The organism is Methylomonas sp. 2F7, from assembly GCF_057126975.1.
In genome coordinates, this window is sequence record NZ_CP195203.1 from 376,178 (window position 1) to 391,018 (window position 14,841).

A 14,841-nucleotide genomic window follows, 5' to 3' on the forward strand; every position below is an offset into this window, starting at 1 on the left:
ACGGGTTAATGCGGATTAATTGACGACGTTGTGACCGCGCTGTCTGAGGCAGTTGCGGTAGGCATTTTTATAGCTGTCGTTGGAATGTATGCCTTGTTGAGCGCCGCCGCCAATACCGCCGGCCGCGGCGCCAATGGCAGCGCCGGTGCCAGGGTTGCCGACTACCGCGCCAATTGCCGCGCCGCCCGCCGCGCCTATCAAGCCGCCGACGGCTGCACCGGTCGCAGTGTCCTTAACCGTGCTGGCCGACTGCGAAGCCAACTGTTCGCATTCCTGCATGTCTTGATTCAAACGGAACGCATTGGGATCGTTATAGGTGTCCACGGTGGGAGTCCAGCCGGTGGTGGTGGCGCAACCTGCGACTAACAAGCTGGTTGCTAAAATCGATTTAAACGGTAATTTATGCATAACAAGTCTCCTTCAATAATGCTGAATGCATCGGTAGTGTTCCAGAGAGTAGTTCATTTTGCACTGTTTTGGAAATTTACAAGTCAAATTGACACTGGCAAGCCTGTCACGTATGATTCGCAGCCTTTTTTATCCGTTTTTATCACCATAGGCAGTAGCACATGAAAAGAACTTATCAACCCAGCAAAATTAAACGCGCAAGAACTCACGGCTTTCGTGCCAGAATGGCTACCGTAGGTGGTCGCAAAGTGATCAATGCGCGCAGAGCCAAAGGCCGCGCTTCGCTGACGGTTTAATTGTCGGCGGAAGATTTCGGCTTTCCCGATCAGTATCGGCTAGGGACGCCCGCTGAGTATAAAAAAGTATTTACCAATCCCGTAAAGTCCACAGATAAATATTTTACGGTATTGGCGACGAGCAATATCCTGCAGCATCCGCGGCTGGGTTTGGCCATCGCAAAAAAAACTATAAAAAAAGCAGTCGCACGGAACCGCATAAAAAGGGCTGTCAGGGAAAGTTTTAGATTACAGCGTCAACATATCGTCAGCATTGATATTGTTGTTTTGGCACGAGGCGATGCAGCAAATGCAGCCTCGCCCATATTGAGGAAGTCATTGGAAAGGCATTGGCATAAACTGGTAGATCGATGCGATTCCTGCTCATAACCCTGATCAAGGTTTACAAATACTTCATAAGTCCTTTGCTGGGACCCAGATGTCGTTTTTATCCCAGCTGTTCAAGTTATGGCTTAGAGGCAATCCAGATTCATGGTGCTTTCAAAGGCTCTTACCTCACGCTTCGACGATTATTGAAATGCCATCCGTTCCACGAGGGTGGCATCGATCCTGTTCCGGAAAAATTGAGTAAATAACAATGGATAACATAAGATTTGTACTTGTCATGGCGATGTTGATGATCTCCTACATGTTGTGGGAGTCATGGCAGATTGATTACGGTCCCAAGCCGCAGGCCATCATCTCCGACAAGCCCATTGTAGCCGGCGATGCCGGGACTGTGGCTAATGCGGATCCCGCCCAGCCAGGTACACAACAAACTGCCGGTCAGGCTGCTGCTGCGCAAGTTGCCGCCGACAAAGTCGTCAAAGTCAAAACCGATGTGTTTGCACTGGAAATCGATACCGAAGGCGGTACCTTACGCAACCTGGATTTGTTGCAATATCCGCACGAGAAAGAAAATTCCGCAGTCAGCGCGGCTTATGCCTTGATAGGTATGCAAGCGCCGGCGAAAGATTTATCGCCGATTCGGCTGTTCGATAGCAGTCCGGAAAAAATGTTTTTGGCGCAAACCGGTCTAGTCGCCAGTCAGAATTCCGCTGCTGCTCCCGATCATCACGCGGTGTTCACTGCCGAGCAAACGTCCTATGAGTTGGCAGACGGTCAAGAGCAAATCAGCATCCCGCTAACGTGGACTAATCAACAAGGTTTGAAAGTCACCAAAACCTTTACGTTCAAACGCGGCAGCTATTTGGTGCAAGTCGAGCAAAAAGTCGCCAACCAAACCGCCAACCCTTGGGTCGGCAAACAGTACGACCAACTGTTGCGGGTCGAGCACAGCGATAAAAGCAATAACAACTTCATCAGAACTTACTCCGGTGGCGTGGTTTACACCGAGAAAGACAAGTACAAAAAAGTTAAATACGAAGACATGGCAGACGACACCTTAAACGTCGTTAGCCAAGGCGGTTGGAGTGCGTTTATCCAGCATTACTTCGCCGCTGCCTGGATTCCGCCTGCGGATCAGGAAAACCATTTTTACACCAAAGCCCTGAACGATGCCCGTTATGTCATCGGTTCCTATTCGCCGGATGTCAGCGTGCCCGCCAATGGCGAAGCGGTGCTTAAATCGCAATTGTTTGTTGGTCCCAAAATTCAGCCGGTCATGGAAGCCATTGCCCCAGGTCTGGAATTGACAGTCGATTACAGTTGGTTGACCGTGGTAGCCAAGCCTATCTACTGGCTGCTGAACCAAATCTACGGTTACGTGGAAAACTGGGGTGTGGCAATTTTGGGTGTGACTCTGTGTATCAAATTGCTGTTCTTTAAGCTGTCGAAAGCCAGCTTCCAGTCCATGGCAAAAATGCGCAAAATCCAGCCGCGCTTGAAAGAGCTGCAAGAGCGTTATCCCGACGACCGCCAGAAGTTCAACACCGAAATGATGGCGATGTACAAAAAGGAAAAAGTGAATCCGCTCGGCGGCTGTTTGCCGATCATGGTGCAGATTCCGGTGTTCATTTCCCTGTATTGGGTATTGATCGAAACGGTGGAATTGCGTCAGGCCGAGTTTGCCTTGTGGATACATGACTTGTCCGCGCAAGACCCATTCTATCTGTTGCCGATCCTGTACGGCATCACCATGAAGATTCAGCAAAGCTTGAATCCGGCACCTATCGATCCGCTGCAAGCCCAGGTGATGAAAATGTTCCCTATCGTTTTCACCGTGTTCTTCCTGTTCTTCCCATCCGGTTTGGTACTGTACTGGATCTGCAACAACAGCTTGTCGATCATTCAACAGTGGTACATCACCAAACACGTGCTGGCCGAAGACAATCACGCCCACTAAAACGCATGCGTGACGGCGACACCATAGCCGCCATTGCCACGCCGCCCGGTAACGGCGGCGTCGGCGTCATTCGCATCTCCGGGCCGTCCGCGCCCGGAATCGTGCAAAGCCTCACCGGCAAAAATCTTCCCAAACCTCGCTACGCACAATATGCCAATTTCCTCGATGCCGATGGCCGGGTGATCGACAGCGGATTGCTGTTGTATTTTGCCGCGCCGGCTTCGTTTACCGGTGAACAGGTTGTAGAACTGCAAGGCCACGGCGGCAGCGTGGTGTTGGATATGCTGCTGCGGCGAGTATTGGCCCTGGGCGCGCGACTGGCGAATCCCGGCGAATTCAGTCAGCGGGCTTTTCTGAATAACAAAATCGATTTGGCTCAAGCCGAAGCCATAGCCGACCTGATCAGCAGCGGCACCGAGCAAGCCGTGCGCTCTGCGCAGCAATCTATGCAAGGCGTGTTTTCCGAACAGATTAACGAATTGATAGATGAACTGATCGAACTGCGGGTGTTTATCGAAGCGGCCATTGATTTTGTCGATGAAGAAATCGACTTTCTTGGTGATGGCGTGGTAGCCGGGCGCATAGCGCGCTTGCAAAGTAAACTTGCCGAAATCTGTAAAACCGCTCAGCAGGGCAGGCTGTTACATGACGGCATGACCGTGGTGCTGGCCGGCAAACCCAATGCCGGCAAATCCAGTTTATTGAACGCCCTGGCCGGTCATGATGCGGCCATCGTGACCGATATTGCCGGCACCACGCGTGACGTGCTGCGCGAACGTATTCAACTGGATGGCATGCCTTTGCATATCATCGATACCGCAGGCTTGCACGACAGCGACAACCCGGTCGAGCAGGAAGGCATCCGCCGCGCCCGCCAGGAAATTGCCAAGGCCGACCGAATTTTACTCTTGATAGACAGCACCGACCCGGATGGCGCCAGCCTGGACGCCAGTCTGCCGGCCAATATAGCGGTCACCAAAGTGTTCAATAAAATCGATTTGGTCGGCGGCCAGCCCCAGGCCTTGGAAACACCGCACGGCGCGGAAATTCATCTGTCCATCAAACACCGATTGGGACTGGATTTACTGCGCCAACACCTGAAGCAAAGCATGGGCTTTACCGAAAGCGCGGATAACGTGTTTGTCGCTAGAACGCGCCACATCCAAGCCCTGCAACTGGCGGCGCAGGCCGTCGACCGCGCCGCCGAGCAATTGCAGCATCAAGCCCACGAACTGGTTGCCGAAGAACTGCGCCAGGCGCAAACCAGCTTATCCGCCATCACCGGCGAATTTACCTCGGATGATCTCTTAGGCGAAATTTTTTCCAGCTTTTGTATCGGCAAATAAGCGCTTGGCGCGGCCCGGATCAATCAATTTGTTCCAATACCACCGGCTTGGCGCTAAATACTTCGGCAACCAGTTCTAGTTGCGCGGCAAATAGCGGCAGGGTTGGAATTTTCCAGGCTTTGCCGGTGAATTTGGCCAGGATGTTGTTCAGCCAAAGCCGGTCGGAATTGGCGCGGTGAATAATAAAACGATAGGACTCGCCGTCGTTGAATACCGCAAAGTCTTCCAGCGTGACTTCTATGGTGTGCTCCTCGCCGTAAAGCCGGGTCTGCACATAAACCTTACGGGCATCGAGATCGAAATTAAATTGGGTTAACTCCGCGATACCTTTCATGATGATGTTCGCGCCCCAAATGATCAGGGCGTTGGGCGTTAATTTGATGATAAAGCGGATCACGTTGGATTTAAAACTCATGGCGGGCCTTCATATGTTGGCAGGGATAAAGTCATGATTTTAAACATTGTTGGCGGGATTGTTTCGTAAATATTTCAACGCGGCTCGCCCGCTCGCCAAACCCAAGCTAATCGGGCGTTCGCGACCTATTGGCTCAAATGCGCGTAGGCCGGAAACGTTTGCAAACGACTGTCATCCAGCGGTTCGCCGATAGTAAAGTGATACAGACTTTGCCAGTCGTTATCCTTTAAACCCAACACGCCATGCACTGCATCATCAAAGAAGCAGCCGATGCCGGTGCCGCGCACGCCCGCGGCTTCCGCTTCCAGGTACAAAATCTGTCCCAGCAAGCCGCTTTCCCAAAATAGCCGGCGATAGCGCCAAGCTTCGGCTTCCACATTCTCTGAAAAGCGCGCCAACATGCCTAAGTTAAATGCGCTGTCGCTGGCGATGGGTTGGTGGCAGGACAGGGTTTTCGCAGCTTGCCTGATGTTGCCGGCCGTCAGTCGATAAAATTCGAACGGCGCTTCGACTGATTGCCATTCAAAGTCGGCGGAACAAGCCTGTTTTAATTCCGTCGCCGCATCCGTGGTACGCGGTAGTAAATACAGGCCCGGCTCCAGACCCGCTACCCGATGCACGAATAAGACGATATTGATTTGCGCCGGCCAGTTCCAGGCCGTAAAGGGTGGTTTTGAATTTGGCAGTAGCGCAGCCAGCATGCGATGAAAGTCGGCCAGCGGTAGATCCGGCGATTTGCCGTTGAAATGCTGCGCACTGCGGCGTTGGCGAATCAGACGGCTGGCAGGGAGATTGTGACTGGGCGGCGGCAGACCCAGGCTCGGCAGCGTTACCCGTTCCGCAGTGGTGGCGGGCTTTATGGCCTGGGCGGCGACTTCATCGATAATCGGCCAGCGATAAAAATGCCGGCCGCTTAAGCGCTCGGCTTTTCCGAACCATTCTGCGCTTTTGGCAAGCTCCGGCAAATATGCGGTGGAGAACGCGCCGACGGCAATTTTGCTAGTGTGCAGCCGGCAGAATAAATCCGGCGCCTCATGTTCCGTAGCGACAAAATCGTCGCTGCGATCCAGCCCCAACCAAGCGGCGATGTCAGCATCGGCAGTCTCGCCGAGCAACTCTATCGACCAACCCAAGCAAGCGGCGGCGTAACTTAACGCTGCCAAAGCGTGGCCTATATCATGTTGGCAATAGCGAAAGGCCCGTTCGCCGTATTTCCAGGCTTCTCGCCAGTGGACGGATGACAGACCTATATAAACTTCCTTAGTCGCTGTATCTGCAGTAAACCGGCTGCGGCGTTCCAGATGATGATCGTGACTAACGTAGTGATACGCGCCTGGTTGTAATAAGTCCCGGTCAGTGCAAAGCAAATAAGCCTCGGTCGGATGCAAGTTGCCGCTGGACGGATTACAGCGCAAGGCCCAGCGGTCCGGACCGAATTGCTTCCAGGCCGACAAACCGAAAGACAATTCCAATAACAGACCCAAATTGGTCAGGTTTAAAGGCAGCCGCTCTATCCGTTCCGGTTTGTCCAAATCAGCGAACAAACAACTCAGTTCGGCGCCAGGCGGCGGCAGTTTCACCGCTTCGCAGCCGCTAAAACGCCGAAACGGATTGGGTTGGTCGTCCCAATCCAACGATTCCGGGCCTTTGGCGTAGGCATTTAATTGATGTTTGGTGCGGTTGTGGTATTGGATGACGGACTCGGAAGGAGTTGGCATGGGTTGGCCTTAATTAAGCTGGGTGTATATTCATTCAAGCACACGCCATGCCTCGGCGCATGCAAACCTTTGATTGCGGCGATTCCTGACGCTTGTTGGAAGGCTGCGCGGCGGGACATTGGTGGGCCGGGCACGGCATTCCCACGCGAGAGCGTAGGAATGTTACAAAGCCAGTCGCCACTTGGCCCAGGGCAATCGCCAATACTTCGACGGGACGAGACGCTCGGCGGCTAAACCACCTGTCTAATGCTGGGCGGAATCGGGTTAATGGGTAACTAACTCTTTTTCCGGAACGACCAAGTCCTCGGTCCAGCAGCCAATCGGTCGGCCCAGATTTAGATCTTGGTCTTCGAAGCGAACTAAAAAAACCGTGAGTCCAGGATCTTCCTCGACATGTCCTTTCATCACGATAACGCCCCGGGCGCCTTCCAACGCCAGCACTTCGCCTTCTTCGCTATCAGGCATGCTGCCATCGTCAACAATCGTATGCGCGGCGTACACCACATCGCCCAAATCTAAATCTTCTACGTTCATGCTGTGCTCCTGTGAGAGTTTTGTAGTAAAGCCGACAAACACTCTCGGTTTGTTGTGAAACGGCGTGCCGATTAAGGTTGGCCATCTGCCGGCGAGTGAGCAATTTCAGCGGCTTAGCCGAAATTTTCGCGTATGGCATGCTGGTTGCTTTATCTGTTTACAAAATCAATGCCAAACCCGTTCAGGAGACTTAAAGATGATTACATTAACCGAAAGCGCCATTCAAGCCGTGGGCCGTTTTATCAGCAGTTCCGACAAGCCGACCGGTGGGCTGCGCATCGAAGTGACCGATGGCGGTTGTTCTGGTTTGTCTTACGGCATGAAGTTGGAAGCAAAAGAAAATCAAGATGACACTGTCATCGATTGTGGCGCCGTCAAAGTGTTTGTGGACCCGATGAGCCTGCCCAGCCTGGACGGCATGTCCATCGATTTTGTCGATAGCCTGGAAGGTTCTGGCTTCAAATTTACCAATCCCAACGCGGTTAAAAGCTGTGCCTGCGGATCATCGTTTACCACCGGAGACGCCGGCGGTACACCAAAAACCTGTTCTTAAGAATTCGAGGAAATAGCTATGTGGGATTATTCAGATAAAGTAAAAGATCACTTCTTCAACCCAAAAAATGCCGGCGCAGTTGCAGGCGCTAACGCCATTGGCGAAGTGGGTTCCATCAGCTGTGGCGATGCCTTGCGTTTGACTTTAAAAGTCAACGATGACACCGAAGTGATCGAAGATGCCGGTTTCCAAACCTTCGGTTGTGGTTCTGCCATCGCTTCTTCTTCGGTATTGACCGAAATCATTAAAGGCCTGACTTTAGACGAAGCGTTGAAAGTCACCAACCAGGACATTGCCGCCGAGCTGGACGGTTTGCCACCTGAAAAAATGCACTGTTCGGTGATGGGGCGCGAAGCGCTGCAAGCCGCTGTTGCCAACTATCGCGGCGAAGAATGGAAAGACGACCATGAAGAAGGCGCCCTGGTCTGCAAATGCTTTGCCATCGATGCCGTGATGATCGAAGAAATGGTCTGGGCTAACAAACTGCGTACTGTTGAAGACGTCACCAACTACACCAAAGCTGGCGGCGGTTGCGCGGCCTGCCATGAAGACATCGAAGCGATTCTGGAAAAAGTCTTGAAAGAACGCGGTGAGGCTTTCGATCCAAATGCTAAACCAGTCGCCAAGCCAGAACCTGTGGCAGCCAAAGGACCGATGACTAACTTGCAACGGATCAAGAAAATTGAAGAAGTGATCATGTCCTTCCGTCCGCAACTGATGGCTGACGGCGGCGATGTCGAGTTGGTGGAAGTGGTGGATAAAACCGCTTACGTCAACATGACCGGCGCTTGCAACGGTTGCCAAATGTCTGCCATGACCATTGCCGGCATTCAGCAACGCTTGATGGAAGTGATGGGCGAATTCATTAAAGTAGTGCCGGCCTCGCAAATGCCGAAACTGGTCACGATTGAGGAGGCCAGTCATGCCTGATATTTATCTGGATAACAACGCGACCACCAAGGTGGACAGCGCGGTAGTCGATGTGATGATCCCGTATTTTACCGAGTACTTTGGTAATCCATCGTCTATCCATCGCTTCGCCGACGGCGTGGCCAAAGCCATCAAGAAAGCGCGCTCGCAAGTACAAGAGTTGATTGGTGCCGAGCACGATTCGGAGATTATTTTCACATCCTGCGGCACGGAATCCGATTCGACGGCAATCTTGTCGGCGATCAAGGCCCAGCCCAATCGTAAGGAAATCATCACTACCTCGGTGGAACATCCGGCAATTTTGGCCTTGTGCGAAAACCTGGAGAAAGAAGGCTACACGATACACCGCATGCCGGTGGACAAATGCGGCCGCTTGAATCTGGAAGCCTATAAAAACCTGTTATCCGATGAAGTGGCTATCGTGTCGGTGATGTGGGCGAACAACGAAACCGGCACCATCTTTCCGGTGGTGGAAATGGCCGAAATGGCCAATGCGGCCGGCGTGATGTTCCATACCGATGCGGTGCAGGCGGTTGGCAAGATTCCGATGATGCTGCAAGACACCAAGATCGATATGTTGTCGATTTCCGGCCACAAATTGCATGCACCCAAAGGTATAGGTGTGTTGTATCTGCGCCGCGGTACCCGTTTTCGTCCGTTATTACGCGGCGGTCATCAAGAGCGCGGTCGTCGGGCCGGTACTGAAAATACCGCGTCGATTGTCGGCTTGGGTAAAGCCTGCGAACTGGCGCTGGAGCACATGGAATATGAAAACGTGCAGGTCAAAGCCATGCGCGACCGCCTGGAGCAAGGCATCATTGCGGCCGTGCCGCACTGCTTTATCACCGGCGATTTGAACAACCGCTTGCCCAATACCACCGACATTGCGTTCGAGTATATCGAGGGCGAAGCGATTTTGATGCTGTTGAACAAAGCGGGAATCGCGGCTTCCAGCGGTTCGGCGTGTACCTCGGGTTCTCTGGAGCCTTCGCACGTGATGCGGGCGATGGACATTCCTTACACCGCCGCGCACGGTACTATCCGCTTTTCATTCTCGCGCTATAACACTATGAGCGAAGTCGACGAAGTGCTGAAAGTGATGCCAAGCATTGTCGCTACTTTACGGAAACTGTCGCCTTATTGGGACAGCATCAACAACGAACCGGTTGCTGATCCGGAACAGGCCTTCCAGCCGACTTATGCTTGATTGAGCGCATCAATTGGTCGGGTTTGCTTTGGTGATAAGTCATGCCAGGCGCGATCCGGCCAGTTTGGTTTTGAGTTTTGAATCAACGCGGCTGAAGCCGGTGTTGTAACCAATAATTTTGACTGAGGATTGTTATGGCTGAGACGCTTGCTGATTTACACGCGGTATTGTCCAAGATGGAAGCCGCATTGAGTTCCATCACCGAATTCAACGCGGAAGTGCTTGAGTTTGTTGATGTCCACTATTCGACGTTGTTGAATGATCAAAAAGTCGTCCAGGTTTTCAAGAATGTTGGTGACGCCGAGGATGAATTGCAAAGACAACTGAATTTTCTGCGTTCAAGGTTGGCAGCCGGGATAGCAGAATTCAAATCGGTTTGTGAAGCCGAAAGTTGAACGATTTAAGCCAACACCTTGGCTTAAATCGTTAGCCCAGTCCTAGTTCGCCCCGAGGCTTTAGCAGATTGCGATGTTTCGGAGTTGCTAATTGCATTGATGCTCAATGATTGTCGGCTTATCTCAGGACCCAAAAAAGGCGGTTGAGCAACCGCCTTTTCTGCATTTTGCAGGAGAAGTTCGCTCAAACCCTTCTGGTTTTTCGGGTAAGGCCCTGGCCAGCCTTTTTAAGGCTAACGACCCAGCCGGCAAACCCGGAAACAAACAACCAAATGCCAGTTGGAATCGGTACGGCCGCGGGTGCGGCAACATCAAAGGCAATCTCGCCAATTTCCGAAACCAGATAGGCTTCGTAATAAGAGTTGATTTTAAGCGCACGTAGCGCGCTTCGCTGTCAACCAAGTCGAACACCGTTCAGGCAGCTGGGTGACACCGGCCCGAATCCAACAGCGGCAAAGCAGGTGAAAACAGCCGAGGCACTCGCCGCTTTCACCGAGCAATGACTTAAGCCGGACGGCGTTTGGCGAAAAGTAATCCCATCAGTCCACTAACCAAGAATACGATGGATCCAGGCAGCGGCACTTGGCTGACTACTGCGCCGGCAAAAAGTGCATGCACTTGCGTAGTTGGATGGAAATCGTCCCAAAATACCCGGCTGGCCGGATCGGAACAAACGTCAGGCAAGCTGACACAAGCTTCCGTGCTGTTGGTAAAGCCGTAAGCGGTTGGATTTTGGATCACAGCGGTAAAAAAATTATACGCATCGAATTCCACAATTTGAGTATTGGGCGACAACAAGGACAGTGCGTCGAGTCGGTTGGTTAGTTCCTGGTTGAATGTCAATGAATAATTCTGTGCTGCCATTAACACGTTTGACGGCAGAGATTGCGCGAACGGGGTGATGCTCAAGTCCGGCAAATTCGGCACCACGATATGTTGTGCGCCATAGCCGATTAGCGCGCCGACATAGTTGGCAATATTTGCCGCTGCTGCTGTCGCGGAGTTACCCGTCAAAAAGTCGTTGGCCCCACCCCAGACAAAAAATAGCGAATCCGGAGTTACCGCCGCAGTGAATTGCGCTGAAAACAAACCGAATTGTTGTGCCATGCCTGGGGCAAGTAATGAGCCTTGGCTGGTTTGGCTGCCGCCATCGCCCTCATTGCCTATCCCCGTCGTTGAACCGGCTACCGCGAAATTAAAAAAATTGCCAGCATTACCTCCACCCGAAAGCGCTGAGTTGGCTATATATTCCGCGGCTGTCGGACCGTTGCTGATGCGGCCCTGGTAATAAGGCGGGCAGGGGTGGTCAGAATCGCATTTTCCGCCCAGGTTATAGGCGCTCAGTACCGAGGAGGCGCTGGCTCCGCTATCGGAGAGGCTGTCTCCGAATACGAATAAATTTGAAAAAGGTGTCGCACCAACTTGGCTGCTTGCCAGGAGCGACGCGAAAAATAGTGCAATTGAATAGGGCTTTTTTGTCATGTTTGTCTCCAGTAGTGATCTGTCAATCGTTGAAATGAAAGCGTTCATAAATAAACAACAGTATTGCCGAAGCGCATATCGTCGCCATGCGGCGGCAAGAGCCGGATGCCGGCGGAATAGTGCGGATCGAGGCATCGGGAGCGGTCTCAATCAACGCAACCGAATTGAGACTCTATCAGCCTAACTCAGGCGGGACGTTCTCGGCAACTGCCAACAGTTTGCCGGTGGTGCCGAATTTTTATACGTTCACAGCCTCGTTTGCAGTCACGATGATAAATTGTCGTGTTTCCGACAATTCGTCTTGCTCCTCCGAGCTTGTCTTGTCGACATCCTGCCAATACCTTCGCTCAAGCCATAATTCTTCAAGCTTTTTCAGTTGGCAAGTCTTTTGCATTAATCCTATCGAAGGCGTTATTCACGCTCCGGTTTTCTAATCTTTAACTTTGCGACTCAAGGTTTAACCATGAAAAGCAACTCCAACATCATCATCGACGACACCACGCTCCGCGATGGCGAGCAGTCGGCTGGCGTGGTGTTCTCACTGGCGGAAAAGTTGGCGATTGCCGCACAGTTGTCCGCGTTGGGTGTGCCTGAATTGGAGATTGGAATTCCGGCCATGGGCGCACAGGAACGGGACGAAATCAAAGCCATCGCCGCGTTAAAACTGCCCAGCAATTTATTGGTGTGGTCCAGAATGCGCGATGACGATTTGCAGCATTGTTTGGGTTTGGGCGTGACCAGTATCGATCTGTCCATTTCCGCTTCCGACCAACACATTCAACACAAACTCAAACAAAGCCGGGCCTGGGTGCTGGCCACCATCGAACGCTGTGTGAAAACTGCGGTTGATGCCGGTATGCAGGTATGTGTGGGCGCCGAGGATGCTTCCCGCGCCGACAGCGATTTTTTGGCATTGATGGCCGAAGCTGCGCAAGCGGCCGGTGCTTGCCGGATCCGCTTTGCCGACACGGTCGGCATCATGGAGCCGTTCGGCGTCTTCGAAGCGATACGCAAACTGCGCGCCGTCACCGATATGGACATTGAAATGCACGCCCATGATGATCTGGGGCTGGCAACCGCCAACACCCTGGCCGCGGCATTCGCCGGCGCTACCCACGTCAATACCACCGTCAACGGCTTAGGAGAACGGGCCGGCAATGCCGCTTTGGAAGAGGTGGTGGTGGGCTTGAAACAGCTTTATGGCTTTGAAACCGGTGTGGATTTGCGCAATTTTCCCGCTCTGTCGCGTCAGGTGGCGACCGCTTCCGGCGATACGATAGGCAGCCGAAAAAGTTTGATCGGCCGCGATGTGTTCAGTCACGAAGCCGGTATCCATGTCGACGGCTTGCTGAAAGACCCCAACAATTATCAAGGTGTCGATCCCGCCTTGGTCGGCCGCAGTCACCAGTTGGTGCTGGGCAAGCATTCCGGCAGTCAAGGCGTAATGCACGCCTACAAGCAATTGGGTATCCAAATTAACCGCTGGCAGGCCGGCCGTCTGCTGCCGCTGATTCGCGAGTTTGTCAGTTTGCACAAACGCGCACCGCAATCGACCGATTTGAATCAATTTTTACACAGCCTATAGTGAGGTGTCAGATGAGTAGCAATCGTCAAAAACCAGCCGTGCCCAGCACCGCCAAAGTGGACGTACCGCAGCAAACTGTGGCGCAGCACGAACTGCCGGATGACCGTTACCCCGGTTCGTTCTTCCGGGTGCCCGGCGTGCCTATGCCAGGTAAAACCACCTGGAGCTTGGCAAAATGATGTTCTTCTCGCCGTCGCGTCCCAGCGTTGCATCCGGACTCTGGCAAGACTGGCGTGACGATGTGGCTTGCGTGTTTGCCCGGGATCCGGCAGCACGCGGCTTACCGGAAGTGTTACTGGCTTACCCCGGCGTGCATGCCGTGTTGCTGCATCGGGTCACTAATCGCTTGTGGCATGCGGATTGGAAATTGACTGCACGCTTACTGGCGGCTTTTGCCCGCTGGCTGACCAACGTCGATATTCATCCGGGTGCGACGATAGGTAAACGCTTTTTTATCGATCACGGCGCCGGCGTGGTGATCGGCGAAACCGCCGAGATCGGTAACGACGTGACGATGTACCACGGCGTAACGCTGGGCGGCACCACCTGGAACAAGGAAAAACGCCATCCGACGCTAGGTAACAATGTGTTGATCGGTGCCGGCGCCAAGATCCTCGGCGCGATCAATCTGGGCGATAACGTCCGGGTCGGCGCCAACTCGGTGGTGATTAAAGACGTGCCGCCATGCTGTACCGTCATTGGCATTCCCGGCCGAATTATCCAGCAGAAAGGGATAAAAATTCAGGATCCACGCGGTATCGATCTGGACCACCATTTGGTGCCGGACCCGGTCGGCAAAGCACTGAGTTGCTTGGTGGATCGTTTGGACGAATTGGAAAACAATCAAAAACGCTTTGTGGTGGCGGAAGAGACCTGCGGCAGCTGCGAAGCGGAAGGTGTCTGCCACGGCGAAGAAGTGGTGGTCCTGAAGCAGGCGGCGGGTGGCAAGTGATGGAAATGGATCTGTTGCAATTCGACGCCAAGGATCTGTACTACGAGAAGGCGGACAGCCAGGAAGTGGAGGATTTGATCCAATACGCTTCCGAACTCTATGCCAGCGGCGAAGCGGAACTGCCGCTATTACAAGCGTATTTGCGGGCGCCGGAATCCTTGAATGTGCTGGTGTCGCTAAATCGATTTTATTACTACCAGCATCGCTTAGCCGAAGCCTTGTTGATTTCCGAGAGAGCGTTGGAGCTGATACGGCCCGGCATCGATTTCCCGGAAGATTGGCGGCAATTGGAAAGAGCGCATATCAGCGAAGCGCCGAAAGACTTGCTGACCCGGATCAGGCTGTATTTGTTCACCTTGAAATCCATCGGCTTTTTGAATATGCGCTTGGAAAACCTGGAACTGAGCAAGGCGATTTTTGAAAAATTGGTGTCATTGGATGACAAAGACCGGATCGGTGCACGCGGCTTGCTGGAGTTAGTCGTGCGTCGTCAAGAAGCGGCAGAAGGCATTTTCCGGATGCCGGAAGTTTTCGGGTAGGCATCGCCCACTATTCAGATGCAAACGATAAGTGATGTTTGTTGTTCCGCGCAATTAACCTAAAGGTGATCGCCATGATGAAGAAACAAAAATCCGATCCATTTTTGGCCCAAACAGCTGTGATGCTGGTGGTTTTATTAGTGGTGTACGCATTGGGAGAACAACCTGCCAATCTTGATCACCTGATGATGAGGTAA

20 protein-coding genes are annotated in these 14,841 nt (G+C 52.8%); 15 read left to right on the top strand and 5 right to left on the bottom strand.

Annotation, left to right across the window (positions count from 1 at the left end):
• Positions 1 to 15: 15 nt before the first annotated feature.
• Positions 16 to 408: a glycine zipper family protein gene (locus ACR64Q_RS01790; protein ID WP_020483366.1), complete on the bottom strand. Its 393-nt coding sequence runs from the start codon at positions 406 to 408 to the stop codon at positions 16 to 18.
• Positions 409 to 569: 161 nt separating this feature from the next.
• Here ACR64Q_RS01790 and rpmH point away from each other — a divergent pair, with 161 nt between their 5' ends.
• Genes rpmH through mnmE form a run of 5 tightly spaced genes read left to right on the top strand, consistent with a single transcriptional unit; the run spans position 570 to position 4,334 of the window.
• On the top strand, positions 570 to 704 hold the full coding sequence (gene rpmH / locus ACR64Q_RS01795) for a 50S ribosomal protein L34 (protein ID WP_020483365.1): 135 nt from the start codon (positions 570 to 572) through the stop codon (positions 702 to 704).
• Positions 705 to 1,073 (top strand): ribonuclease P protein component, encoded by a 369-nt coding sequence (gene rnpA / locus ACR64Q_RS01800; protein ID WP_026603309.1) that lies wholly within the window; start codon positions 705 to 707, stop codon positions 1,071 to 1,073. It abuts the gene before it with no gap.
• Entirely contained in the window at positions 1,055 to 1,279 is a 225-nt protein-coding gene (yidD, locus tag ACR64Q_RS01805; RefSeq protein ID WP_081733834.1) for a membrane protein insertion efficiency factor YidD, read from the top strand. The genes rnpA and yidD overlap by 19 nt, the downstream gene beginning before the upstream one ends.
• A gap of 2 nt (positions 1,280 to 1,281) precedes the next feature.
• Positions 1,282 to 2,988, top strand: coding sequence for a membrane protein insertase YidC (yidC, locus tag ACR64Q_RS01810; protein WP_036276173.1), 1,707 nt, complete (start codon positions 1,282 to 1,284; stop codon positions 2,986 to 2,988).
• A 5-nt stretch (positions 2,989 to 2,993) separates the two neighbouring features.
• Positions 2,994 to 4,334, top strand: a complete 1,341-nt coding sequence (gene mnmE, locus ACR64Q_RS01815; protein WP_026603311.1) for a tRNA uridine-5-carboxymethylaminomethyl(34) synthesis GTPase MnmE — start codon at positions 2,994 to 2,996, stop codon at positions 4,332 to 4,334.
• Positions 4,335 to 4,353: 19 nt separating this feature from the next.
• Here mnmE and ACR64Q_RS01820 read toward each other — a convergent pair whose 3' ends face one another.
• From ACR64Q_RS01820 to ACR64Q_RS01830, 3 genes are all read right to left on the bottom strand, one after another.
• Positions 4,354 to 4,749, bottom strand: a complete 396-nt coding sequence (locus ACR64Q_RS01820) for a hypothetical protein (protein WP_020483361.1) — start codon at positions 4,747 to 4,749, stop codon at positions 4,354 to 4,356.
• 125 nt (positions 4,750 to 4,874) lie between these two features.
• Entirely contained in the window at positions 4,875 to 6,467 is a 1,593-nt protein-coding gene (locus tag ACR64Q_RS01825; protein ID WP_313733388.1) for a SagB/ThcOx family dehydrogenase, read from the bottom strand.
• Between the two features lie 264 nt (positions 6,468 to 6,731).
• Complete coding sequence (locus ACR64Q_RS01830) at positions 6,732 to 7,001, bottom strand: nitrogen fixation protein NifZ (protein ID WP_313733389.1); 270 nt, start codon at positions 6,999 to 7,001, stop codon at positions 6,732 to 6,734.
• A 196-nt stretch (positions 7,002 to 7,197) separates the two neighbouring features.
• Between ACR64Q_RS01830 and ACR64Q_RS01835 the strand changes: the two genes are divergently transcribed.
• From ACR64Q_RS01835 to ACR64Q_RS01855, 5 genes are all read left to right on the top strand, one after another.
• Positions 7,198 to 7,554 carry a HesB/IscA family protein gene (locus ACR64Q_RS01835; RefSeq protein ID WP_313733390.1) on the top strand — a complete coding sequence of 119 codons (357 nt, stop codon included), beginning with the start codon at positions 7,198 to 7,200 and terminating at the stop codon, positions 7,552 to 7,554.
• A gap of 18 nt (positions 7,555 to 7,572) precedes the next feature.
• Positions 7,573 to 8,484, top strand: coding sequence for a Fe-S cluster assembly protein NifU (gene nifU, locus ACR64Q_RS01840; protein WP_313733391.1), 912 nt, complete (start codon positions 7,573 to 7,575; stop codon positions 8,482 to 8,484).
• Positions 8,477 to 9,691 carry a cysteine desulfurase NifS gene (nifS, locus tag ACR64Q_RS01845; protein WP_313733392.1) on the top strand — a complete coding sequence of 405 codons (1,215 nt, stop codon included), beginning with the start codon at positions 8,477 to 8,479 and terminating at the stop codon, positions 9,689 to 9,691. The genes nifU and nifS overlap by 8 nt, the downstream gene beginning before the upstream one ends.
• 134 nt (positions 9,692 to 9,825) lie before the next feature.
• Positions 9,826 to 10,086, top strand: a complete 261-nt coding sequence (locus tag ACR64Q_RS01850; RefSeq protein ID WP_026603315.1) for a hypothetical protein — start codon at positions 9,826 to 9,828, stop codon at positions 10,084 to 10,086.
• 106 nt (positions 10,087 to 10,192) lie between these two features.
• Positions 10,193 to 10,468 carry a hypothetical protein gene (locus tag ACR64Q_RS01855; RefSeq protein WP_483823261.1) on the top strand — a complete coding sequence of 92 codons (276 nt, stop codon included), beginning with the start codon at positions 10,193 to 10,195 and terminating at the stop codon, positions 10,466 to 10,468.
• A gap of 122 nt (positions 10,469 to 10,590) precedes the next feature.
• Here the strand turns inward: ACR64Q_RS01855 and ACR64Q_RS01860 are convergent, their stop codons facing one another.
• On the bottom strand, positions 10,591 to 11,568 hold the full coding sequence (locus ACR64Q_RS01860; protein ID WP_313733393.1) for an SGNH/GDSL hydrolase family protein: 978 nt from the start codon (positions 11,566 to 11,568) through the stop codon (positions 10,591 to 10,593).
• 463 nt (positions 11,569 to 12,031) lie between these two features.
• On the opposite strand from ACR64Q_RS01860, the gene nifV reads away from it, so the two are divergent.
• The 5 genes from nifV to ACR64Q_RS01885 all read left to right on the top strand — a co-directional run bounded on the left by nifV (position 12,032) and on the right by ACR64Q_RS01885 (position 14,841).
• Positions 12,032 to 13,153, top strand: a complete 1,122-nt coding sequence (gene nifV / locus ACR64Q_RS01865) for a homocitrate synthase (protein ID WP_313733394.1) — start codon at positions 12,032 to 12,034, stop codon at positions 13,151 to 13,153.
• An 11-nt stretch (positions 13,154 to 13,164) separates the two neighbouring features.
• The gene (locus ACR64Q_RS01870; RefSeq protein ID WP_192393148.1) at positions 13,165 to 13,332 is read left to right on the top strand and encodes a hypothetical protein; all 168 of its coding nucleotides are present in this window, start codon (positions 13,165 to 13,167) and stop codon (positions 13,330 to 13,332) included.
• Positions 13,332 to 14,105, top strand: coding sequence for a serine O-acetyltransferase (cysE, locus tag ACR64Q_RS01875; protein ID WP_026603319.1), 774 nt, complete (start codon positions 13,332 to 13,334; stop codon positions 14,103 to 14,105). Before ACR64Q_RS01870 ends, cysE begins: the two co-directional genes overlap by 1 nt.
• Positions 14,105 to 14,644 carry a hypothetical protein gene (locus tag ACR64Q_RS01880; protein ID WP_313733395.1) on the top strand — a complete coding sequence of 180 codons (540 nt, stop codon included), beginning with the start codon at positions 14,105 to 14,107 and terminating at the stop codon, positions 14,642 to 14,644. The genes cysE and ACR64Q_RS01880 overlap by 1 nt, the downstream gene beginning before the upstream one ends.
• A 74-nt stretch (positions 14,645 to 14,718) precedes the next feature.
• A complete protein-coding gene (locus ACR64Q_RS01885) occupies positions 14,719 to 14,841 on the top strand; it encodes a hypothetical protein (RefSeq protein WP_256438917.1) in 123 nt (40 codons plus the stop codon).